Source organism: Azospirillum sp. TSH64, assembly GCF_003116035.1.
Taxonomy (GTDB): Bacteria; Pseudomonadota; Alphaproteobacteria; order Azospirillales; family Azospirillaceae; genus Azospirillum.
Window position 1 is genome coordinate 2,967,610 of sequence record NZ_LGQW01000015.1, and the last position, 19,985, is coordinate 2,987,594.

Below are 19,985 nucleotides of genomic sequence, written 5' to 3' on the forward strand. Positions count from 1 at the left end.
ATGTTCACTGCCGCCAGCTTCCGCGTCGGCGACCGCGTGACCATCCGCAGCGGCCAGTCCATTCCGCAGTCCATCGCCACGGTGGAGCGCTACACCGAAGGGGGGCGCTGCATGGTGCTGTCCGACGGCAGCGAATGGCGCGCCGACGGCCGCCGCCAGTGGAGCTTCCGCGGCGGCTACTACAAGGGCCCGGTGGTCGAGCCGTTCGAGCAGGGCGACGACGAGTTCGTCGCGCGCCGCCGCGTCATCGGTGCGCTGCGCAAGTTCGGCGACAGCCTGACGATGGAGTCGGCGCTGAGCACCGAGGCGTTGCAGCGAATCCTGGATGCGGTGGACAAGGAAAAGGCGGCGGTGAAGAAGTAGAGGCTTCACATTTCGAACAACAAAAAGCCGGCGGCCCCCTGCGGGACCGCCGGCTTTTTTCATCCCGGACCGGTCACTCCGCCGCGATGGACTCGCGGGCGGGCTCCTCGGCCGGCACGGTGCGGATCAGGTGGTCGAAGGCGGCCAGCCCGGCCTTGGCACCCTCGCCCATGGCGATGACGATCTGCTTGAACGGCACCGTCGTCGCGTCGCCGGCGGCGAAGACGCCGGGCAGCGAGGTCTGGCCGCGGTTGTCCACCTCGATCTCGCCGCGCGGGGTCAGGGCCAGCGTGCCCTTCAGCCACTCGGTGTTCGGCACCAGGCCGATCTGCACGAAGATGCCTTCCAGATCGACCCGCTTCAGCTCGCCGCCGGTGCGCTCCTTGTAGGACAGGCCGACCACCTTGTTGCCGTCGCCATGCACCTCGGTGGTCTGGGCCGACAGCAGGACGGTGACATTGGACAGGCTGTGCAGCTTGCGCTGCAACACCGCGTCGGCGCGCAGCTGGCTGTCGAACTCGATCAGCGTGACGTGCGAGACGATGCCGGCGAGGTCGATGGCCGCCTCGACACCGGAGTTGCCGCCGCCGATCACCGCCACGCGCTTGCCCTTGAACAGCGGACCGTCGCAGTGCGGGCAGTAGGCCACACCCTTGTTGCGGTATTCCGCCTCGCCCGGGACGTTCATCGAGCGCCAGCGGGCGCCGGTCGACAGCACCACGGTGCGGGACTTCAGCGAGGCGCCGCTGGCCAGCTTCACCTCGATCAGGCCGCCTTCCTGGGTGGCCGGGACCAGCGCGGTGGCGGTCTGCAGGTTCATCACGTCGACCTCATAGTCCTTGACGTGCTGTTCCAGCGCCGCGGCCAGCTTCGGCCCCTCGGTGTGGGAGACCGAGATGAAGTTCTCGATCGCCATGGTGTCGAGCACCTGACCGCCGAACCGCTCGGCCGCCACGCCGGTGCGGATGCCCTTGCGGGCGGCGTAGATGGCGGCAGCGGCGCCGGCCGGGCCGCCGCCGATCACCAGCACCTCGAACGGAGCCTTGGCCTTGATCTTCTCGGCGGCGCGGGCGACGGCGCCGGTGTCGAGCTTGGCGACGATCTGCGCCACGTCCATCCGGCCCTGGGCGAAGGGCTCGCCGTTCAGGAAGACGGTGGGGACGGCCATCACCTGACGCTGCTCGACCTCCTGCTGGAACAGGGCGCCGTCGATGGCGACATGCTTGATCCGCGGGTTCAGCGCGCTCATCAGGTTCAGGGCCTGGACCACGTCCGGGCAGTTCTGGCAGGACAGCGAGAAATAGGTCTCGAAGCTGAAATCGCCGTCGAGGGTGCGGATCTGCTCCAGCAGCTCCTCGGACTCCTTCGACGGGTGGCCGCCGACCTGGAGCAGGGCCAGCACCAGCGAGTTGAACTCGTGCCCCATCGGCAGGCCGGCGAAGGTGACGCCGATGTCGGTGCCGTCGCGCTTGATGGCGAAGGAGGGCCGGCGGGCGTCGGCGCCGCTGCGGTCCAGCGTGATCTTGCCGGACAGCGAGGCGATGTCCTCCAGCAGGCCCAGCATCTCCTGCGACTTCGCACCCTCGTCCAGCGACGCCACCAGCGTGATCGGGTGGGTGATGCGCTCCAGATAGGCCTTCAACTGCGTCTTCAGATTGGCGTCCAGCATGGCTTTCGTTCCCAACGTCTCGTGTCCGGGGCGGATCGCCTGCGTCACATTCGCGGCGGTCCGGGCGGAGAAAATGGTGGCCCGAGCAGGAAGAGCCGGTCGGGCGGGCGGTCTGGTTTTGAAACAGTGGAGAGTTTGAAACGTCATCGTCCTCCCCGCGCAGGCGGGGATCCAGATTTTGAAAGGACTGCGACAAAACGCGCCTGGATGCCCGCCTTCGCGGGGATGGGGAAACCGGTGACGGAACCCGAATGGGGAGGCTTTTGAAAGCCGGCCCGTAAAAACCTGCCTTGCGGCCGGCTGCGGCGGCAAGGGTACCCGTTAAATCCCGCCATCCAAGCCTGTCGGCGGCGGGGGTGGGGGCCGGCTGGAGCCGGCCCCCGATCCGTGGTTTTCCCTTTAAGGGAAAGCCTTAGATCTTGCCGACGAGGTCGAGCGACGGGGCGAGGGTCTTCTCGCCTTCCTGCCACTTGGCCGGGCAGACCTCGCCCGGGTGGGCGGCGACGTACTGCACGGCCTTGATCTTGCGCAGCAGTTCCTTGGCGTCGCGGCCGACGCCGCCGGCGGTGATCTCGACGATCTGGATCTTGCCGTCCGGATCGACGACGAAGGTGCCGCGGTCGGCCAGGCCGACTTCCTCGATCAGAACCTCGAAGTTGCGGCTGATCGCCAGCGTCGGGTCGCCGATCATGGTGTAGCCGATCTTGCCGATGGCCGGCGAGGTGTCGTGCCAGGCCTTGTGGCAGAAGTGGGTGTCGGTCGAGACGCTGTAGACCTCGACGCCCAGCTTCTGGAATTCGTCGTAGTTGTCGGCCAGGTCTTCCAGCTCCGTCGGGCAGACGAAGGTGAAGTCGGCCGGGTAGAAGAACACGACCGACCACTTGCCCTTCAGGTCGGCGTCGGTCACGTCGATGAACTTGCCGTTCTTGTACGCGGTCGCCTTGAAGGGCTTAATCTCGCTGTTGATCAAGGACATTTGTGTTCTCCGATAGGTGCGATGATTTGGTTGTCGCCTCAATCCCTGGCCGCTGGCCTCGGCCGGTGGCCGTGACATGCCCGACTTAGTGCGGCGCACCGGGTCGAACAAGGGGGCCTGCCGTGTGGCCAGGGGATGGGGCGATGTTCCCTGTGTCCCGTTGACCCGTGGAGGAATACGGGAAATCTGTGATCAAGAGAAGTAGAAAATACCAATTGAACTGATCGATAAATCCGATTACATAACCGGGCATGAAACCGCTCCCCACCCTGCGCCAGCTCCGCTATCTCGTCGCCGTCGTCGACCGCTGCCATTTCGGACAGGCGGCCGAGGCCTGCCTCGTCAGCCAGTCGACCTTGAGCGCCGGCTTGCAGGAGCTTGAGGATCTGCTGGGCGCCACACTGGTGGAGCGCACGCGCCGCTCCGTGCTGCCGACCCCGCTCGGGCGCGAGATCGCGGAGCGGGCGCGGCAATTGTTGAAAGGGGCGGAGGAGCTGGTGGACATCACCCGCTCCGCCGCCGACCCGATGTCGGGGGCCCTGCATCTGGGGGTGATCCCGACCATCGGCCCCTTCCTGATCCCCCGCGTGATGCCGGCCCTGCGCGAGAGCTTCCCGCGGCTGCGGCTCTATCTGCGCGAGGACCAGACGGCGCGGCTGCTGGAGCAGCTGAACGCCGGCAAGCTGGACGCGGCCCTGCTGGCCTTGCCCTACCCGATGGGCGATCTGGAGACGGAGGACATCGCCGAGGACCGTTTCTCCTTCGTCTGTCCGTCCGGCCACCGGCTGAACGGCGGCGACCCGGCGCAGCCGGTGACGGTCCCGTCGGAGGATCTGCTGCTGCTGGAGGACGGGCACTGCCTGCGCGACCACGCCATGGCGGCCTGCGCGCTGGACAGCACGCCGCACAACACCGCTTTCCAGGGCACCAGCCTGCACACGCTTGTGCAGATGGTGGCGAACGGGCTGGGGGTGACGCTGCTGCCGCAGATGGCGGTCGATTCCGGCATCCTGCGCGGGCTCGATTTGGCGGTGCGCCCGCTGGCCGGCGACCGGCCGGGGCGGCGGATTGCGCTGGCCTGGCGCCGCACCTCGGGACGGAAGGAAACCTTCCAGCGGCTGGCCGAAGCGCTGAGGGCGGAGATGACGGCGAAGGACGGCTGACGGGGCGGCGGCGAAAGATTCGCTTGGTCCCGCGGGTGCGAGGTGGTTTAAACGGGACGGTTTTTCGCCCGTTCACTCCGCTTTGGGGACACCCAGCGTCATGTCCACCACCGCCACCGCTTCCGTTTCCGCCCCTGGCCCCCTGTTCGACCGCGTCGCCATCGTCGGCATCGGTCTGATCGGCTCCTCCCTGGCGCGGGCGCTGGCGGAGTATGGGATCGCGCGGCAGGTGGTCTGCACCGACCGCAGCGCCGAGGTGTGCGCCAAGGCGCTGGAGCTGGGCATCGTGGCGGAGGCCTCGACCGATCCGGCCGCGGCGCTGGCCGGCGCCGATCTGGTGGTGCTGTCGACCCCGGTCGGCAGCTATGCCGCGGTGGCCGAGGCCATCGGGCCGCTTCTGCAACGCGGGACCATCGTCACCGACGTCGGCTCGGTCAAGCAGGCGACCCTGCGCGACGTCGGGCCGCATCTGCCCGACGGCGTCCATCTGATCCCCGGCCATCCGGTGGCAGGCACCGAGCATTCGGGACCGGAGGCCGGATTCGCCACGCTGTTCCAGGGCCGCTGGTGCATCCTGACCCCGCCGCCCGGCGCCGACAGCGCGGCGTTGGAGCGGGTGACGGAGCTGTGGCGCCGCGTCGGCTCCACCGTCGAGATCATGGAGGCCAGCCACCACGACCGCGTGCTGGCCATCACCTCGCACCTGCCGCACCTGATCGCCTACACCATCGTCGGCACCGCGTCGGACCTGGAGGAGGACACCAAGTCCGAGGTCATCAAATTCTCGGCCGGCGGTTTCCGCGACTTCACCCGCATCGCCGCCAGCGACCCGGTGATGTGGCGCGACGTGTTCCTGAACAACCGCGAGGCGGTGCTGGAAATCCTCCAGCGCTTCACCGAGGATTTGACGGCCTTGCAGCGCGCCATCCGCTGGGGCGAGGGGGAGCAGTTGCAGGACCATTTCACCAAGACCCGCGCGGTGCGCCGGGGGATCATCGACGCCAAGCAGGCGTGAGCACCCTCTCCCTGGAGGGGAGAGGGGAAACGCACCCCGGCGGCTCCGGTCCTGTCTGTTACGACGCCCGCAACGCCCCCAGGAAGCCGTCGACCTCCCGGCGCATCCGCCCGGCGTCGTCCTGCACCGTGTCCACCGAGCGCACCATCACGCCGCTGGCCTGTTCGGCGGACGCGGCGGCGGCGGTGACGGCGGCGATGTTGTCGGAGACGCTGCGGGTGCCGTCGGCGGCGTCCTGGATGTTGGCGGCGATCTCGCCCACCGCGGCGGTCTGCTGTTCGACTGCGGCGGCGACCTCGGACGATATCTCGTTCAGCCGGGCGATGGTGCGGGTGACGGCGCCGATGGTGTCGACCGCGGTGCCCGACGCGCTCTGGATTTCGGCGATGCGCGCCTGGATTTCGGCGGTCGCCTTGGCCGTCTGGCCGGCGAGTTGCTTCACCTCGCTCGCCACCACGGCGAAGCCCTTGCCGGCCTCCCCGGCGCGGGCGGCTTCGATGGTGGCGTTCAGCGCCAGCAGGTTGGTCTGGCCGGCGATGCCGGAAATCATCTCCACCACCTTGCCGATCTCCTCCGCCGCCTCGGCGAGGCTGCCCATCACGGTGGTGCTGCGTTCGGCGTCGCGGGTGGCGTCGGCGGCGATGCCGGCGGAATCGGCGACCAGACGGGCGATGCCGGCGAAGCTGGCCGACAGTTCGGCGGTGGCGGCGGCGACGCTGTCGACATTGGCCGAGGCGCGGCCGGCGGCCGACGACACCGCGTCGGAATGGCGCGCCGTCTCGGCGGCCCCCTCGGCCATCGCGGACGAGGCCGCGGCCATTTCGGCGGTGGAGGCCGACAACGCCTCGACCAGCCGCTTCACCGTCGCCTCGAAGCCGTCGGCGAGCGTGCGCAGCTCGCGGCGGCGTTCCTCGGCGGCGGCGGTCTTCAGCCGCTCCTGTTCCTGCTGGAGGCGTTCGGTGTCGAGCATGGTGTCGCGGAAGACGCGGGCGGCGGTCGCCATGCGGCCGATCTCGTCGCGGCGGCCTTCTTCAAAACTGGCGGTGAAATCGCGGGCGGCCAGACGCTCCAGCGAACCGGCGACGTCGAGAATCGGGCGGGAGATGCCGCGCACCAGCACGGCGCCGAAGCCCAGCGCCAGCAGGGTGCACAGCGTCACCCCGCCCAGCACCATGCCGTGGGCGCTGCTGTAGACCGCCGCCCCCTGGTCGGCGACGGCGCCGGCGTCGGCCATCGTGCCGTCCACCAGCGCGTCGAGCGCCTCCTGCACGCGGGCGAAGGCGACGGCGCTGGGGCGCTTGAAGACGCTGACGGCGGATTGGGCGTTGCCGTCGCGGGCCTGGCCGCGCACGCGGTCGGCAGCGGCGGCATAGGCGGTCCAGGCCTCGTCGAAGGCGGCCAGACGGGCGGCACCCTCGCCGCCGGCGAAGCGGGCTCCGGCGGCCTGACGGCGGGCGGTCACCTCGGCAACGGCCTCGGTCCAGCCCTTTTCCGCCTGGTTCACCTGCATCTCGTTGGTGGCGAGCGCATAGGCGGCTTCGGCGATGCGGTGGCTCTGCGCGGCGGAGGTCAGTTGACCGGCCAGCTGGGTCGCCGGCAGCGAACGGCTGCGCATTGTTTCGGCAGCATTGTTTAGGATTTCCAGCCGGCTGAGCGTGAAAATCCCGAAGGCGCCGGCCATCACCACAGTGCCCAACACCGCGACGATGATCTTGGCGCGGATGGTCAACTGTCCGAATGCTCGAATTTTAGCCATGTTGCCTGCATCCCCGCCAAGCCTTCGGCAAGAATTCCATCCATCCGAAGGTATTGTCCGACCCTCAACCTTACTAATCCGAATGTTTAAAATTATCAACGCGGAAGGTGAGTGAATTCGTCGGAAATCCGGTGTGCCGGGCAATGGTCACAGGCTGCTGGTCGAATGGGGCGTGAAGGAAGCCCGAAAACGAAATGGCCGAGGATGGAGATCAGGCGGCCCTGCGAACGGACCCCAGCTCGGTGAACAGCTCCACCACGGCTTCGACGAGCTCGTTCAGCTGGTCCTGGCCCGGCGCCGAGACCGTGAAGAGCCCGCCGGGAGGCCCAGCGCAGCAGGGGAGGCGGTCGGGAAACGGTCACCGTCGCGCCCTTGGTCTCCTCGAAACTCTTACCATCCACCGCAGGTCTGTCGATCCGGGTGAACTGGCATCCGCATCGCCGGCACAGCCAACGCTACTTACCCCGGCCATGACCAGGCTTCACCACCCGCATACAGGCTACGGCGATAAAAATATCTTCCGCTCTTTCCATGTGTACCGATCAGAAAGAGCGCTGGAGACGATTAGCGATAAGAATGCATCAACGGCACAATGTCGACATGTATCACGCTGTCCATTCTCTCGAACGTTAATTGATGGAATATCTCTGCTTGAATTTCAGCCCATCGGAGTGGGTATTTTGATACCGTTCCATCGCTAAATTGCATTCCCAAGATATCCTGTGGGTGTCTTGAAGGATTTTCTTTAAGTAAATCCATTTTTTCGTCAAGCGTTTTATTCACTCTTTTGAACCACTCCGTTGTAAAACTGCTTCTTTTCTTGAACAGGAAAGCTGCATTCCCGATCAATTTCTTATATGCTGCCCTCAGCGCGGGGCCATCGGATGAGGGATGAACGGCAACGCATCCTGGACCAAGCTCAGTGTATCCAGCTCCATCTGCGTCACTGTTCTCCAGTGCAGAAAATGCATGAAGCCAGTTGTAGCCAGTCAATTTTATATCTGAATAACCACCTCCGAAATGATGCATTAGATAACACCTGAGATAGTCACTCCTATGAGTCTCGCTTAGGTATTCGTAAGCGGGATGCAATGGCGAGTCCGGCAATATCCAATTGGGAAGTGTGCTGCTCTTTAAAAGTATTACTGGGCAGCAAGGATTCTGCATGAGAGAAAATAGACAGTTAAGTCTTTGTTGGCTAAGCGGGCTTTTTCCAGTCCATGCGCAAAATATCGTTCTGCTGGACAAGCCATTGAATCCAGACATATCTACGCTCATCTTTCAATATACTCCACTATTGATAGATCATACACTGTCACAAGAGCACACCGCAGGGCAATCGGGTAAATTGGGACGCGACACCGCGTAAGACCCCATTTCGACAGTCCTCGTTTCGACAGACCATGGAGCGGTTTGGATGTCGTCGGTTGGGATGGCCGAGCCGGTGGATCATCATGCGGATGGCGGCGACGCTGTATCATTATCAACGCGGAAGGTGAGTGAATCCGTCGGAAATCCGGGCTGTCGGGCAATGGTCACAGGGCGCGATTCGACTGGGGCGCGAAGGAGGGCCGAAAACGAAACGGCCGCCGCACCCGGATGGTGCGGCGGCCGTTTCGGGGCCGTCCGAGGATGGAGATCAGGCGGCCTTGCGAACGGAACCCAGCTCGGTGAACAGCTTCACCACGGCTTCGACGAACTCGTTGAGCTGGTCCTGGCCCAGCGCCGAAACCGTGATGTCGTCGACGACCAGAGCCTCGTCGCTGATCTTGCCGCCGGCGGCGGTCAGGTCGGCGCGGTAGGCTTCCGGAGCGGCCAGCAGGCGGCCGCGCAGCTTGCCGGGGATCGCCAGCAGCTGGATGCCCTGGTCGATGGCGGCGATCGGCTTGCCGGCATCGAGGAAGTGGCCGACGATGCGGCGGGTGTGGGCCGACTGCTGCAGCTTCGCCACGCTGCGCTCACCGCCCGGCAGCAGCAGCATGTCGAAGTCGGCGCCGAGCGCCTCGCTCAGATGCTTGTCCACCGGGAAGTAATGGCCCCAGGACTTGCCGTGCCAGCCGTTGACCAGACCCGTCTCGGTCGAGATGGTACGCAGCGTGGCGCCGGTCTTGATCAGGGCGCGTTGCGGCTCGGTCATCTCCGCTTCTTCGAAGCCGTTGGAGACGAGGATGGCGATGGACTTTCCTGCGAGCGATTGATCCATACTGTCTTGTCCTTTCATCGTTTCACCAATAGAACGCCGGGGCATCCCCGATGGCATGTCGGCCAGGGGAGAACCCGCCGGGGGGCCCCACCGGAGCAGGGGAGGCGGTCGGGAAACGGTCATCGCCGCGCATGGGGATGCGCGGCGGCCAGTTCCGCCCGCCGGGACCCCGAGGTCGGGTGCCGGCGTGTGGGACCTTTACGTCCCGGATCGGTTTGTTTTCAGCATGCGGACTTAATTGGTCCCGATGAGGCCCCAAGTCAACAAGGGATTCCGCGGCGCACCCAAGGATGCGGCGTGCCGGATTCCGTTGGAACCGGTGGATTCGGCTGCATTTTCCAGCCCAGTTCAAGACTTTCGGGCCAACCGGCCCATACCACCGGTTGATGCGGCGCAGGTCAGCCATACCACAGGGGCGTGGCTTCCCCGAAGGATTATTCCGAATGAACCGGGTGTCGACTGCATGACGCAAAAAAAAGCGGCCGGGGGGAAGGCCCCCGGCCGTCGGCAAGTCAAAGCATCAGCCGTTCGAAAAGATCCAGCTCGCACACTGGATCACGGACCACTCCCGTTGATCGGAACCTGCGATCAATGGAACTGGTCAGCCTCGGTGGAGTCCTTGTACGCGGTGGTCGAGGAGGTGCCGCCGGAGATCGCCGTGGCGACCGCGTCGAAGTAGCCGGTGCCGACTTCGCGCTGGTGCTTGGTGGCGGTATAGCCGTCCTTCTCGGCCGCGAACTCGGCCTGCTGCAGTTCGGAGTAGGCGGCCATGCCGCGCTCGGCGTAACCCTTGGCGAGCGTGAAGGCCGAGTAGTTCAGGCTGTGGAAGCCGGCCAGCGTGACGAACTGGAACTTGTAGCCCATGGCGCCCAGCTCGCGCTGGAACTTGGCGATGGTCGCCTCGTCCAGGTTGGCGCGCCAGTTGAAGGAGGGCGAGCAGTTGTAGGCCAGCATCTTGCCGGGGAACTGCTTGTGCACGGCCTCGGCGAAGCGGCGCGCCTCGTCCAGGTTCGGCTTGGAGGTCTCCCACCACATCAGGTCCGAGTACGGCGCGTAGGACAGGCCGCGGGCGATGCAGTGCTCGACACCGACGCCCTTCTTCAGGCGGAAGAAGCCCTCGGCGGTGCGGCCGGCGTCGAAGTCGATGAAGGGATGGTCGCGCTCGTCGACGTCGGAGGTGATGAGCTGCGCCGATTCGGCGTCGGTGCGGCAGATCACCAGGGTCGAGGTGCCGCAGGTGTCGGCGGCCAGACGGGCGGCGTTCAGCGTGCGGATGTGCTGCTGCGTCGGGATCAGAACCTTGCCGCCGAGATGGCCGCACTTCTTTTCCGAAGCCAGCTGGTCTTCCCAGTGCACGCCGGCGGCGCCGGCCTTGATCATCGCCTTCATCAGCTCGAAGGCGTTCAGCGGGCCGCCGAAGCCGGCCTCGGCGTCGGCGATGATCGGCGCGAACCAGTAGGTGTCGCCCTTGCCCTCGGAGGTCTGGATCTCATCGGCGCGCTTGAAGGTGTTGTTGATGCGCTCGACGACCGCCGGGACCGAGTTCACCGGATACAGGCTCTGGTCCGGGTACATCTGGCCGGCGGTGTTGGCGTCGCCGGCGACCTGCCAGCCCGACAGGTAGATGGCCTTCAGGCCGGCCTTGACCGCCTGCATCGCCTGGTTGCCGGTCAAAGCACCCAGCGTGTTGATGTAGGGCTCGGTGTTCAGCAGCTCCCACAGGCGGCGCGCACCCAGCTCGGCCAGCGTGTACTCGATCTTGACCGAGCCGCTCAGACGCTTGACGTCGTCCATGGTGTAGTCGCGGCGGATGCCCTCGTAACGGGCGGCGTGGATGGCGGTCTTGGTCTTTTCATCGAGCGACATGGGTCAGGTTCCTTTTGTCCGGTGCGCCCGGTCGATCGGGGCGGAACTGGGGTCTCGGGGCGGGCCTTTTGTCGGTCCCGGCATCCGGTTGCGGACAGTGGCGTTTCCTCCCGCCTTGCTCTGCCGTCCGGTGTCTTCGGGGCCGCTTGCGCTTTACAGCGCGGCCGTGAACCAAGACTTAAACCCGGCCCGAGTGCGTTGCAATAAGCCCTTGTTTGTAAAAAGGTCCGTTTGTAAACTGCCGTCTTCACAAAGCTGTAAATCGGTAAATCTTGTAAAGCGGAGAGGCGCGGTGGCGACCATGGAAAAGAAGGCGATGCTGGGACCGAAGGTCCGCCGCCTGCGCCGCGACCAGGGGCTGACCCAGGCGCAGATGGCCGACCAGCTCGGCATCTCCCCCAGCTATCTGAACCTGATCGAGCACAACCAGCGCCCGGTCACGGTGCCGCTGCTGCTGAAGCTGGGCCAGCAGTTCGGCGTCGATCTCCAGGCCTTCGCCGAGGATGAGGAAAGTCGGCTGGTGGCCGGCCTGCGCGAGGTGTTCTCCGACCAGCTGTTCGACGGCTCCGACATCAAGAACCAGGATTTCCGCGAACTGGCGGCGGTGGCGCCGACGCTGGGGCAGGCGGTGGTGGCGCTCTATCGCGGCTTCCGCGGGGCGCGCGACGATCTCCAGGCCCTGGCGGAGCGGGTCGCCGACCGCGAGAAGCTGCATCTGGTGCAGGCCACCGGCTTCCCGCAGGACGAGGTGCGCGACCTGTTCCAGACCCATTCCAACCATTTCCCCGAGTTGGAGGCGGCGGCGGAAAGCCTGTGGCAGGACGGCAAGCTGGAACGCGGCGACCTCTATCGCGGGCTGGTCGACTGGCTGAACACCCAGCACAGCGTCCGTGTCCGCCTGCTGCCGTCGGAGGTGATGGGCTATGCGGTGCGCCGCTTCGACCGCCACAGCCGGCGCATCCTGCTGTCGGAGATGCTGGCGCCGTCGGGCCGCACCTTCCAGCTCGCCTGCCAGATCGCGCTGCTGCGCCACCGCGACCTGCTGAACGGCATCGTCGATGCCGCCAATTTGTCGGACGACGAGGCGCGGCGGCTGACCCGGATCGGGCTGGCGAACTATTTCGCCGCGGCGGTGCTGATGCCCTATGGCCGCTTCCACGAGGCGGCGACCCAGCTGCGCTACGACATCGAGATCCTGCGGCGGCGCTTCGATGCGTCGTTCGAGCAGGTCTGCCACCGGCTGACCACCCTGCACCGGTCGGGGGCGAAGGGCGTGCCCTTCTTCTTCATGCGGGTGGACAGCGCCGGCAACGTGTCGAAGCGTTTTTCGGGTGCGGGCTTCCATTTCGCCCGCTTCGGCGGCGGCTGCCCGCGCTGGATCGTTTATGAGGCCTTCCGCACGCCCGGCAAGATCCACAGCCAGATGGCGGAGATGCCGGACGGCACCGCCTACTTCTCCATCGCCCGCACGGTGGTGAAGGCCGGCGGCGGTCACCGCAGCCCGCCGCAGCAATTCGCCGTGGCGCTGGGCTGCGATGTCCAGCATGCGGCTCAGGTCACCTATGCGGACGGGTTCGACCTGTCCAACACCGATGCGGCGACGCCGATCGGGGTGAATTGCCGGCTCTGCCCGCGGCTGGACTGTTCGCAGCGGGCGTTTCCGCCGCTGAATCATCGGCTTATCGTCGACGAGAATCTGCGCGGCCTGTCGCCCTACCTGTTCGCGCCGCCCAGCGCGGAGTAGAGCGCGAATTGACCGGGATCAATGTTGTACGGAAAAATTCGTGTTGTTTGCCGGAAAGCCCGTCATTTGACTGGTATAAATCCGTGGCCTTCGACCGGGTTTGTTGATAGGTTTCGGCCGTTGCGTCGCGGCAGCTCCGCTCGTGTCATCGCGCCGGCCACCTGAACGCAGCGTCCCGGACTTCTGTATTGAACATTGCCAACAGAGCTTGGCCTCGACAGGTTTTGGAACGCCCCCATGAGCAACTTGATCAAAGAGCGCGTGCTGACCGTTCACCACTGGACCGACACGCTGTTCAGCTTCACCACCACGCGCGATCCGTCCTTCCGCTTCCTGCCGGGGCAGTTCACCATGATCGGGCTGGAGGTCGAAGGCCGGCCCCTGCTGCGTGCCTACAGCCTCGTCAGCGCGCATTACGAGGAGACGCTGGAGTTCTTCAGCATCAAGGTGCAGGACGGCCCGCTGACCTCGCGGCTCCAGCATCTGAAGGAAGGCGACACGCTGCTGGTGAACCGCAAGGCGACCGGCACGCTGATCACCGACAACCTGCTTCCCGGGCGGAACCTGTATCTGCTGAGCACCGGCACCGGCCTGGCGCCGTTCCTCAGCATCATCAAGGACCCGGAGATGTACGAGAAGTTCGACCGGGTGATCCTGACCCACGGCACCCGCACGGTGGCGGAGCTGGCCTATGACGACCTGATCCACCACAGCCTGCCGGAGAACGAGTTCTTCGGCGAGCAGGTGAAGGAAAAGCTGCTCTATTACCCGACCGTGACGCGCGAGCCCTTCCGCAACCAGGGCCGCCTGACCACGCTGATGGAGACCGGCAAGATTTACGAAGACCTGGGCCTGCCGGAGCTGGACGCCGAGAAGGACCGCGTGATGATCTGCGGCAGCCCGGCCATGCTGGCCGAGACCACCGCGATGATGGAAAAACGCGGCTTCGTCATGGGCACCAACGGCGAACCGGGCGGCTTCGTCATCGAAAAGGCGTTCGTGGAGCGCTGAGGGTATCGGCTTTCGGGCCGCGCCAGAGTTTCATGCGGTTTACCGGAGTCCATCAGGTGTTCACGGAAGTGACTGATGGACTCCGGGCTTCCGGTTTTCCCAGCGTCCCTCCGCTCTTCCCGGGTTGATTGGATTCGATGACTGGGAGGCCTGGTTGCAGCCCGGACGCGTCGTTATGGTGGTGCGATGACGGACGCGGCCGATCAGATCATCGAGATTTACCGAAAGCATGGCCTTGCGTGGGAGTCCAGCCGCGGCCGTAGCCTTTTCGAGAAGGTCTGGCTCGATCGTTTCCAGGAGCTTCTGCCGTCCGGGGGTGCTGTCCTGGATCTGGGCTGTGGGGGCGCCGACCCCGTGGCGCGCTATTTCATCGAGCGCGGGTTCGCGGTGACGGGGATCGATACGTCTCCGCCTCTTCTCGGACTGGCGCAGGAGCGGTTTCCCGAGCATCGTTGGCTCTTGTCGGACATGCGCGGACTGTCCTTGCCCAGGCGTTTTGACGGCATCCTGGCCTGGAACAGCTTCTTTCATCTGCGCTGGGATGACCAACAGCGGATGTTCGAGGTTTTTCAACGCCATGCGGCGCCGGCGGCCGCTCTCATGTTCACCAGTGGCCCCGCGCATGGAGAGGCGATCGGTGCTCTCCAGGGTGAACCCCTGTTCCATGCCAGCCTGGACGGGGATGAATACCGTGCGCTGCTGGATGCGCACGGGTTCGATGTCGTCGCGCATGTACGAGAGGATCCTGAGTGCAACGGTCACACGGTTTGGCTGGCGCGTGCCCGAGCGGGCTGATGAGGCCGGTTACGGCGTCTTGCGTTTCATCCTGAGCGCACGAAGGCCATTGACCTGCATAAATTGTCGCCCCGGCGGAATAAACCTCCCCTCCCGCCGGTTTACCGAATTGTGACGAAGGCACGTCACTCAATCCTTGACCGACTGGGCGCGCCTCCTTTGGGGGGCGCGCCCATTTTCTGTCCGCATCCGTGAATAAAATCGGCGTCCGGCCTGTTGGTGCGACGGTCGCCGTTCAAACCGTCAAGCCTTTGGTGTAGACATCCCGCCCATGCGCCTGATCCTCATCCTCGCCGCGCTGCTCGTCGCCGGCCTCGCCAATCTCGCCGTCTGGTCCCTGCCGAACCTGCCGGTGCCGCTCGACCCGCCGCCCGGCGGCAAGCTGCGCAGCGTGTCCTTCGCGCCCTTCCGCGACGGGCAGAGCCCGCTGACCGGCGTGCTGCCCTCCACCGCCCAGATCGAGGAGGACCTCGTCGCACTGGCGCCGCAGGTGGCCGGCATCCGCACCTACACCTCGCTGGAAGGCCTGCAGGTGGTGCCGGAACTGGCGCGCAAGCACGGCATGCAGGTCACCATGGGGGCTTGGCTGTCCTCGCGGACCGACAAGAACGAGGCGGAGATCGCCTCGCTGATCGACCTCGCCAACCGCTATCCCGACGTCATCACCCGCGTCATCGTCGGCAACGAGGTGCTGCTGCGCCGCGAGCTGACGCCGGAGCAGGTCGCCGGCTACATCGACCGCGTCAAGGCGGCGGTGAAGCAGCCGGTGTCCTATGCCGACGTGTGGGAATGGTGGCTGAAATACCCGCAGATCGCCGACCACGTCGATTACCTGACCATCCACCTGCTGCCCTATTGGGAGGATGTGCCGGCCGGCGTCGAGGCGGCGACCGAGCGCATCCGCCAGAGCTACCGCACCATCGCCCACCGCTTTCCCGGCAAACCGATCCTGGTCGGCGAGACCGGCTGGCCGACTCAAGGCCGCTCGCGCGGGGCCGCCGTGCCGGGGCTGGTCAACAAGGCGAAGTTCGTCAATGCCTTCGTCCGCATGGCCGAGCAGGAGGGCTTCGACTACAACGTGATCGAAGCCTTCGATCAGGAGTGGAAGGCCAAGCTGGAGGGCACGGTCGGCGGCCATTGGGGCCTGTACAACGCCGACCGCACGCCGAAATTCTCGCTGGCCGGGCCGGTTGTCGGCAATGTCGCGTGGCCCTGGCTGTTCGCGGCGTCGAGCGGGCTGGCGCTGGTGCTGCTGGGCGGGCTGTCGCTGCTGCGCCGCCATGTGCCGGGCACCGGCTGGGTCGTGCTGATCCTGCTGGCGCAGGCGCTGTCCACCCTCTATGTCCGCGCCGCCTTCCTGGCGGAGCATGGCAAGCATTACTGGCAGGACACCACGCTGGCGGTGGCGATGCTGGCGCTGACCGCGGCGCTGGCGCTGGCGGTTCTGCTGACCGCCCACCGCACGCTGGCGAGCGGCGGTCTGGCGAGCGAGCCGCTGGCCGGCCTGCGCCATGCCCGCCCGGCCCTGACCCGCACCGAGCGGGTGGGGCGGTGGAGCGCCGTGGCGCTGGGCGTCGCGGCGCTGGTCTGGTCGCTGCTGATCGTCTTCGACGGCCGCTACCGCGACTTCCCCAACCCGTACCTGCTGATCCCGGCGGTGGCGCTGCCGGCGCTGGGCCTGATCCGCGCCGCCCGCCGGCCGGTGGGGACGGAGACGCAGGGCGCGCTGGGCATCGCCAGCCTGTTCCGTCCGGCGATTCCCGTCGCCGACGGCGAGCCGCGCGGCCTGTGCGGCGCCGTCCGCCGCCTGCCGGTCGAGTCGGTGCTTGGCTTCGGACTGCTGCTGGCGGCACTGCTGACCGTGGTGGCGGAGGGCTTCGTGCCGCTCGAATCGCTGATCTACGGCCAGCTGCCCTTCATGGAGGCGCTGCACGAGGTCGAGTGGACCCGGCCGAACTGGGAAGCGCTGGGTTGGGCAGCCTTGCAGGTCCTGCTGGCGCTGCCCTTCCTGGCCGGGGTGTGGAGCGCCCGGCGTCCGCTTCGGCGAATTTGAAGAAAGTCAGGTCCGGATCAGCCCGTCCTGCTTCGTCGGTTCCGGAGCAGGGGCCGGGCCGGGCGCCGGAGCGGCGGGCGGCGTCAGCTGCCAGTTGTCCAGGGCCCGTTTCAGCGCGTCGAGCCCGGCGCCGGCCGAGTTTTTCGCCTCGTCCGCCGCGCGGGTGATGGCGGCGCAGAGGTCGGCGCGGCGCTTGGGATCGTTGCGGCTTTCCTCCAGCGCGCGGCCGACATCGTCGGTCGTGCCGCCGCCCTTGGCGTCGGGCGGCACCGCCTTCGGGTCGATCCCCAGCAGCGGCAGCAGATACTCCCGCCCCTTCTCGCGCGCCACCGCCGCGGCCTTGTCGCCGAAACGCTCCGCCGCCGCGACCCCGGTGTCCCAGGTGCTGAGCGCCGCCGAGACGGTCGGGCTGCACCGGCCGGCCGGGTCGCCGGGTGGAACCGTCTGGGCATGCAGCGGGGCGGCGCTCAGCAGCAGGACGGCGAGCGCCGGCATGGCAAGGCGGAGAGCGGGGGATGGGCACGTCATGGGCGGAACCCTGCGGTCGGGGGAGGGGCTTCGTGAGATTTGGGAAGGCGGCCGGCGGCTTTCCATGGTCCCTGGTTATGGGGCCGGCCCAACCGGTTTGCCGGATTGGTTGGAAGGGTGAAAAGCGGCGATGTGCCGCGACCTGTGGCGATTTTGCTACCAAATGACTGTTTCATGACCTTTACATGACATGCCGCCGCTGCACCGCACCGCGAAGCGTGCTAAGAGCAGCGCCAAACCATTCCAGTCTACGCGAGTCACCGTCCCATGCTGCTGCGCGCATTCCGTTCGCTGATGCCGAAGGAGGAACGCTTCGTCGACCAGTTCGTCGAGCAGGCCCGCCACATCGTGGCAGCATCCATCGCACTGGAAGCGGTGATGGATTCCGGACCGGACGACCGCGCGCAGAAGGTCGCAGCGCTGAAGCGGGTGGAGAAGGACGCCGACCGCATCGCCAAGGATGCCGGGCGCGACCTGCACCGTGCCTTCATCACCCCCTTCGACCGCTCGGACATCCTGTCGCTGATCAACGCGCTGGACGACGCCATCGACCTGATGGACGAGGTGCCGCGCCATGCCGGCCTCTACGGCATCGAGGCGTTCGACGAGCCGATGCGCCGCTTCGTCGCCCTGATCCGCCAGCAGGCCGACGTGCTGGTCGAGCTGATGCCGCTCCTGGGCGCCATCGCCCGCAACGCCGAGCGGATCGACCATCTCTGCGGCCGGCTGTCCGACATCGAGGACGAGGCCGACGATATCCTGCGCAGCGCGCTCCAGTCGCTGATCGCGGAAAAGCCGGACATGATCGCCTTCCTCGGCCGGCGCGAGCTGTACGAGATGCTGGAGGCGGTGACCGACCGGTGCGACGACGTCGGCGACCTGGTCGCGGGCATCACGCTCGATCAGGTCTGAGGCGGTCCCGGTCATGGAGGCCCTGCAGCTCGGCCTGCCGGCGATCGCCGTCATCGTTCTGGTGGCGCTCGCCTTCGACTTCATCAACGGCCTGCACGACGCGGCGAACTCCATCGCCACCGTGGTGTCGACCCGCGTGCTGTCGCCCAAGCTGGCCGTCCTGTGGGCGGCCTTCTTCAACTTCATCGCCTTCCTGTTCTTCGGCCTGCATGTCGCCACCACCATCGGCACCGGGCTGGTCGATCCGCTGGTGATGGACCCGGCGGTGATCCTGGCGGCGCTGATCGGCGCCATCGGCTGGAACCTGATCACCTGGTATCTCGGGCTGCCGTCCTCGTCGTCGCATGCGCTGGTCGGCGGCATCGCCGGGGCGGGCATCGCCAAGGCCGGCTTCGGCGCCATCATCGCCAGCGGCTTCACCAAGACGGCGGTCGCCATCGTGCTGTCGCCGGGCATCGGCCTCTTGCTGGCGCTGCTCCTGATGCTGGTGCTGTCCTGGGCGCTGCGCCGGGCCGCCCCCTTCGCGGTCGACCGCCAGTTCCGGCACTGGCAGCTGGTTTCGGCGGCGCTGTACAGCCTGGGCCATGGCGGCAACGACGCGCAGAAGACGATGGGCATCATCGCCGTCCTGCTGTTCAGCCAGGGCATGCTGGGCGACACCTTCCACGTGCCCTTCTGGGTGATCATCGCCTGCCAGCTGGCGATGGGGCTGGGCACCATGATGGGCGGCTGGCGCATCGTCCGCACCATGGGGTCGCGCATCACCGACCTGAAGCCCTACCAGGGCTTCTGCGCCGAGACGGCGGGCGCCATAACCCTGTTCGGCGCGACGTGGCTGGGCATCCCGGTTTCTACCACCCACACCATCACCGGCGCCATCGTCGGCGTCGGCTCCGCCCGCCGCACCTCGGCGGTGCGCTGGGGGCTGGCGGGCCGAATCGTCTGGGCCTGGGTGCTGACGATTCCCGCCTCCGGCATCGTCGCCTGGCTGTCCTACCTGCTGGTGGCGAGCGTCCTGCACCCGTAAGGGCCTCGATTTGGGGGGAGAACACCCTGTGAACGAGGGGGCGGATACCAGTACGATCGGATAAGCCCTTCGTGACGCAGCCCGCCCTTGACCCGCAAGGGCGGGAACGGCAGGATCGGTCCGGTGGAGACAGGATACCGGTCATGCCGCATATCGAACGCACCGACCAAGGTGAGCAGTATGTGCTTCCCGGCACCGAACGCCGGACGGTCCCAGGCTTGCCTTATGCGGCGGAAGCCGACGGCCAGCTGACCCTGCATTTCTACGCCCCACCCGAGAAGACCGAGCGCCGTCCACGCCCGGCCTCGGCGCGCGCGCTCTCCGCCACGCCCCTGCCCATGGCGCCGCTGCCCGCCAGCCAGGCGGAGCCGGTCGTGACCGACGCCACGCCGCAAAGCCTGTTCGGCCGGCGTCTCGCCCATTTCCCCAGGGTGTTCGAGCAGCCCTGACCCGGCTTCAGGCGGGCCTTCAGGCGGCGCCGGTGCGGCTGCGCCCGGCGGCCAGCGTGCGGGCGACCTGACGCAGCAGCAGGTCGCGCTCATAGGGCTTGCCGATGTGCCCGTTCATGCCGGCCTCGTAGCAGTCGCGCCGCTCCTCGTCCGACGAACCGGCGGTCAGCGCCAGGATCGGCAGGTCGCCCAGCGGCGGCGGCATGGCGCGGATGATCCGGCTCGCCTCCAGCCCGTCCATCTCCGGCATCTGCACGTCCATCAGCACGAGGTCGTAATCGCCGGCCTTCACCGCTTCCACCGCCGCGGCGCCATCGGCCACCAGATCGATGCGGTAGCCGCTGTCCTTGAACAGCGCCGCCAGCAGTTCGCGGTTGATCGACAGATCCTCGGCGATCAGCAGGCGCGGCGGTCCGGCGGGATGGGGCAGGGGGGTGGGGTGGGGTGGGGTAAGC

18 protein-coding genes are annotated in these 19,985 nt (G+C 66.7%); 10 read left to right on the plus strand and 8 right to left on the minus strand.

The window, feature by feature from the left end:
- A complete protein-coding gene (locus TSH64_RS15000) occupies positions 1-363 on the plus strand; it encodes a hypothetical protein (protein WP_109048545.1) in 363 nt (120 codons plus the stop codon).
- Positions 364-436: 73 nt separating this feature from the next.
- On the opposite strand, the gene ahpF is transcribed toward TSH64_RS15000, so the two are convergent.
- Together ahpF and ahpC are read right to left on the minus strand one after the other, a co-directional pair.
- Positions 437-2,032, minus strand: a complete 1,596-nt coding sequence (gene ahpF, locus TSH64_RS15005) for an alkyl hydroperoxide reductase subunit F (protein WP_109446028.1) — start codon at positions 2,030-2,032, stop codon at positions 437-439.
- Between the two features lie 412 nt (positions 2,033-2,444).
- Positions 2,445-3,008 (minus strand): alkyl hydroperoxide reductase subunit C, encoded by a 564-nt coding sequence (gene ahpC / locus TSH64_RS15010; protein WP_109446030.1) that lies wholly within the window; start codon positions 3,006-3,008, stop codon positions 2,445-2,447.
- A gap of 251 nt (positions 3,009-3,259) precedes the next feature.
- On the opposite strand from ahpC, the gene TSH64_RS15015 reads away from it, so the two are divergent.
- Together TSH64_RS15015 and TSH64_RS15020 are read left to right on the plus strand one after the other, a co-directional pair.
- Positions 3,260-4,171, plus strand: a complete 912-nt coding sequence (locus TSH64_RS15015; protein ID WP_109446032.1) for a hydrogen peroxide-inducible genes activator — start codon at positions 3,260-3,262, stop codon at positions 4,169-4,171.
- A 100-nt stretch (positions 4,172-4,271) separates the two neighbouring features.
- Positions 4,272-5,186 (plus strand): prephenate/arogenate dehydrogenase family protein, encoded by a 915-nt coding sequence (locus TSH64_RS15020; RefSeq protein ID WP_109446034.1) that lies wholly within the window; start codon positions 4,272-4,274, stop codon positions 5,184-5,186.
- 58 nt (positions 5,187-5,244) lie between these two features.
- On the opposite strand, the gene TSH64_RS15025 is transcribed toward TSH64_RS15020, so the two are convergent.
- The 4 genes from TSH64_RS15025 to aceA all read right to left on the minus strand — a co-directional run bounded on the left by TSH64_RS15025 (position 5,245) and on the right by aceA (position 11,011).
- Positions 5,245-6,942: a methyl-accepting chemotaxis protein gene (locus tag TSH64_RS15025; protein WP_109446036.1), complete on the minus strand. Its 1,698-nt coding sequence runs from the start codon at positions 6,940-6,942 to the stop codon at positions 5,245-5,247.
- A gap of 564 nt (positions 6,943-7,506) precedes the next feature.
- A complete protein-coding gene (locus TSH64_RS35340; RefSeq protein ID WP_146208031.1) occupies positions 7,507-7,971 on the minus strand; it encodes a hypothetical protein in 465 nt (154 codons plus the stop codon).
- 610 nt (positions 7,972-8,581) lie between these two features.
- Positions 8,582-9,145 (minus strand): DJ-1/PfpI family protein, encoded by a 564-nt coding sequence (locus tag TSH64_RS15035; protein WP_109048549.1) that lies wholly within the window; start codon positions 9,143-9,145, stop codon positions 8,582-8,584.
- 588 nt (positions 9,146-9,733) lie between these two features.
- On the minus strand, positions 9,734-11,011 hold the full coding sequence (aceA, locus tag TSH64_RS15040) for an isocitrate lyase (RefSeq protein ID WP_109446038.1): 1,278 nt from the start codon (positions 11,009-11,011) through the stop codon (positions 9,734-9,736).
- Positions 11,012-11,312: 301 nt separating this feature from the next.
- On the opposite strand from aceA, the gene TSH64_RS15045 reads away from it, so the two are divergent.
- The 4 genes from TSH64_RS15045 (at position 11,313) to TSH64_RS15060 (ending at position 16,614) form a co-directional block, all read left to right on the plus strand.
- Positions 11,313-12,755, plus strand: coding sequence for a short-chain fatty acyl-CoA regulator family protein (locus TSH64_RS15045; protein ID WP_109452680.1), 1,443 nt, complete (start codon positions 11,313-11,315; stop codon positions 12,753-12,755).
- A gap of 237 nt (positions 12,756-12,992) precedes the next feature.
- The gene (locus TSH64_RS15050; RefSeq protein WP_098735899.1) at positions 12,993-13,766 is read left to right on the plus strand and encodes a ferredoxin--NADP reductase; all 774 of its coding nucleotides are present in this window, start codon (positions 12,993-12,995) and stop codon (positions 13,764-13,766) included.
- A gap of 186 nt (positions 13,767-13,952) precedes the next feature.
- On the plus strand, positions 13,953-14,561 hold the full coding sequence (locus TSH64_RS15055; protein ID WP_109446040.1) for a class I SAM-dependent methyltransferase: 609 nt from the start codon (positions 13,953-13,955) through the stop codon (positions 14,559-14,561).
- 271 nt (positions 14,562-14,832) lie between these two features.
- Entirely contained in the window at positions 14,833-16,614 is a 1,782-nt protein-coding gene (locus tag TSH64_RS15060) for a glycosyl hydrolase family 17 protein (RefSeq protein WP_109446042.1), read from the plus strand.
- Between the two features lie 6 nt (positions 16,615-16,620).
- On the opposite strand, the gene TSH64_RS15065 is transcribed toward TSH64_RS15060, so the two are convergent.
- On the minus strand, positions 16,621-17,142 hold the full coding sequence (locus TSH64_RS15065) for a hypothetical protein (RefSeq protein ID WP_109446043.1): 522 nt from the start codon (positions 17,140-17,142) through the stop codon (positions 16,621-16,623).
- 267 nt (positions 17,143-17,409) lie between these two features.
- On the opposite strand from TSH64_RS15065, the gene TSH64_RS15070 reads away from it, so the two are divergent.
- The 3 genes from TSH64_RS15070 to TSH64_RS15080 all read left to right on the plus strand — a co-directional run bounded on the left by TSH64_RS15070 (position 17,410) and on the right by TSH64_RS15080 (position 19,530).
- Positions 17,410-18,054, plus strand: a complete 645-nt coding sequence (locus TSH64_RS15070; protein ID WP_109446044.1) for a DUF47 family protein — start codon at positions 17,410-17,412, stop codon at positions 18,052-18,054.
- A gap of 13 nt (positions 18,055-18,067) precedes the next feature.
- Complete coding sequence (locus TSH64_RS15075) at positions 18,068-19,081, plus strand: inorganic phosphate transporter (RefSeq protein WP_109446045.1); 1,014 nt, start codon at positions 18,068-18,070, stop codon at positions 19,079-19,081.
- A 143-nt stretch (positions 19,082-19,224) separates the two neighbouring features.
- Positions 19,225-19,530 (plus strand): hypothetical protein, encoded by a 306-nt coding sequence (locus TSH64_RS15080; RefSeq protein ID WP_109446046.1) that lies wholly within the window; start codon positions 19,225-19,227, stop codon positions 19,528-19,530.
- Between the two features lie 19 nt (positions 19,531-19,549).
- On the opposite strand, the gene TSH64_RS15085 is transcribed toward TSH64_RS15080, so the two are convergent.
- Positions 19,550-19,985, minus strand: a 436-nt coding sequence (locus TSH64_RS15085; protein ID WP_146208120.1) for a response regulator, incomplete at its 5' end; no start/stop codon positions are given.

Coding starts and splice junctions, on each gene's coding strand:
- TSH64_RS15075 (WP_109446045.1), top strand. CDS start 18,068: ATGGAGGCCCTGCAGCTCGGCCTGCCGGCGATCGCCGTCATCGTTCTG.
- TSH64_RS15050 (WP_098735899.1), top strand. CDS start 12,993: ATGAGCAACTTGATCAAAGAGCGCGTGCTGACCGTTCACCACTGGACC.
- TSH64_RS15025 (WP_109446036.1), bottom strand. CDS start 6,942: ATGGCTAAAATTCGAGCATTCGGACAGTTGACCATCCGCGCCAAGATC.
- TSH64_RS15055 (WP_109446040.1), top strand. CDS start 13,953: ATGACGGACGCGGCCGATCAGATCATCGAGATTTACCGAAAGCATGGC.
- TSH64_RS15045 (WP_109452680.1), top strand. CDS start 11,313: ATGGAAAAGAAGGCGATGCTGGGACCGAAGGTCCGCCGCCTGCGCCGC.
- TSH64_RS15070 (WP_109446044.1), top strand. CDS start 17,410: ATGCTGCTGCGCGCATTCCGTTCGCTGATGCCGAAGGAGGAACGCTTC.
- ahpF (WP_109446028.1), bottom strand. CDS start 2,032: ATGCTGGACGCCAATCTGAAGACGCAGTTGAAGGCCTATCTGGAGCGC.
- TSH64_RS15035 (WP_109048549.1), bottom strand. CDS start 9,145: ATGGATCAATCGCTCGCAGGAAAGTCCATCGCCATCCTCGTCTCCAAC.
- TSH64_RS15015 (WP_109446032.1), top strand. CDS start 3,260: ATGAAACCGCTCCCCACCCTGCGCCAGCTCCGCTATCTCGTCGCCGTC.
- TSH64_RS15080 (WP_109446046.1), top strand. CDS start 19,225: ATGCCGCATATCGAACGCACCGACCAAGGTGAGCAGTATGTGCTTCCC.
- aceA (WP_109446038.1), bottom strand. CDS start 11,011: ATGTCGCTCGATGAAAAGACCAAGACCGCCATCCACGCCGCCCGTTAC.
- TSH64_RS15065 (WP_109446043.1), bottom strand. CDS start 17,142: ATGACGTGCCCATCCCCCGCTCTCCGCCTTGCCATGCCGGCGCTCGCC.
- ahpC (WP_109446030.1), bottom strand. CDS start 3,008: ATGTCCTTGATCAACAGCGAGATTAAGCCCTTCAAGGCGACCGCGTAC.
- TSH64_RS35340 (WP_146208031.1), bottom strand. CDS start 7,971: ATGCATCATTTCGGAGGTGGTTATTCAGATATAAAATTGACTGGCTAC.
- TSH64_RS15000 (WP_109048545.1), top strand. CDS start 1: ATGTTCACTGCCGCCAGCTTCCGCGTCGGCGACCGCGTGACCATCCGC.
- TSH64_RS15020 (WP_109446034.1), top strand. CDS start 4,272: ATGTCCACCACCGCCACCGCTTCCGTTTCCGCCCCTGGCCCCCTGTTC.
- TSH64_RS15060 (WP_109446042.1), top strand. CDS start 14,833: ATGCGCCTGATCCTCATCCTCGCCGCGCTGCTCGTCGCCGGCCTCGCC.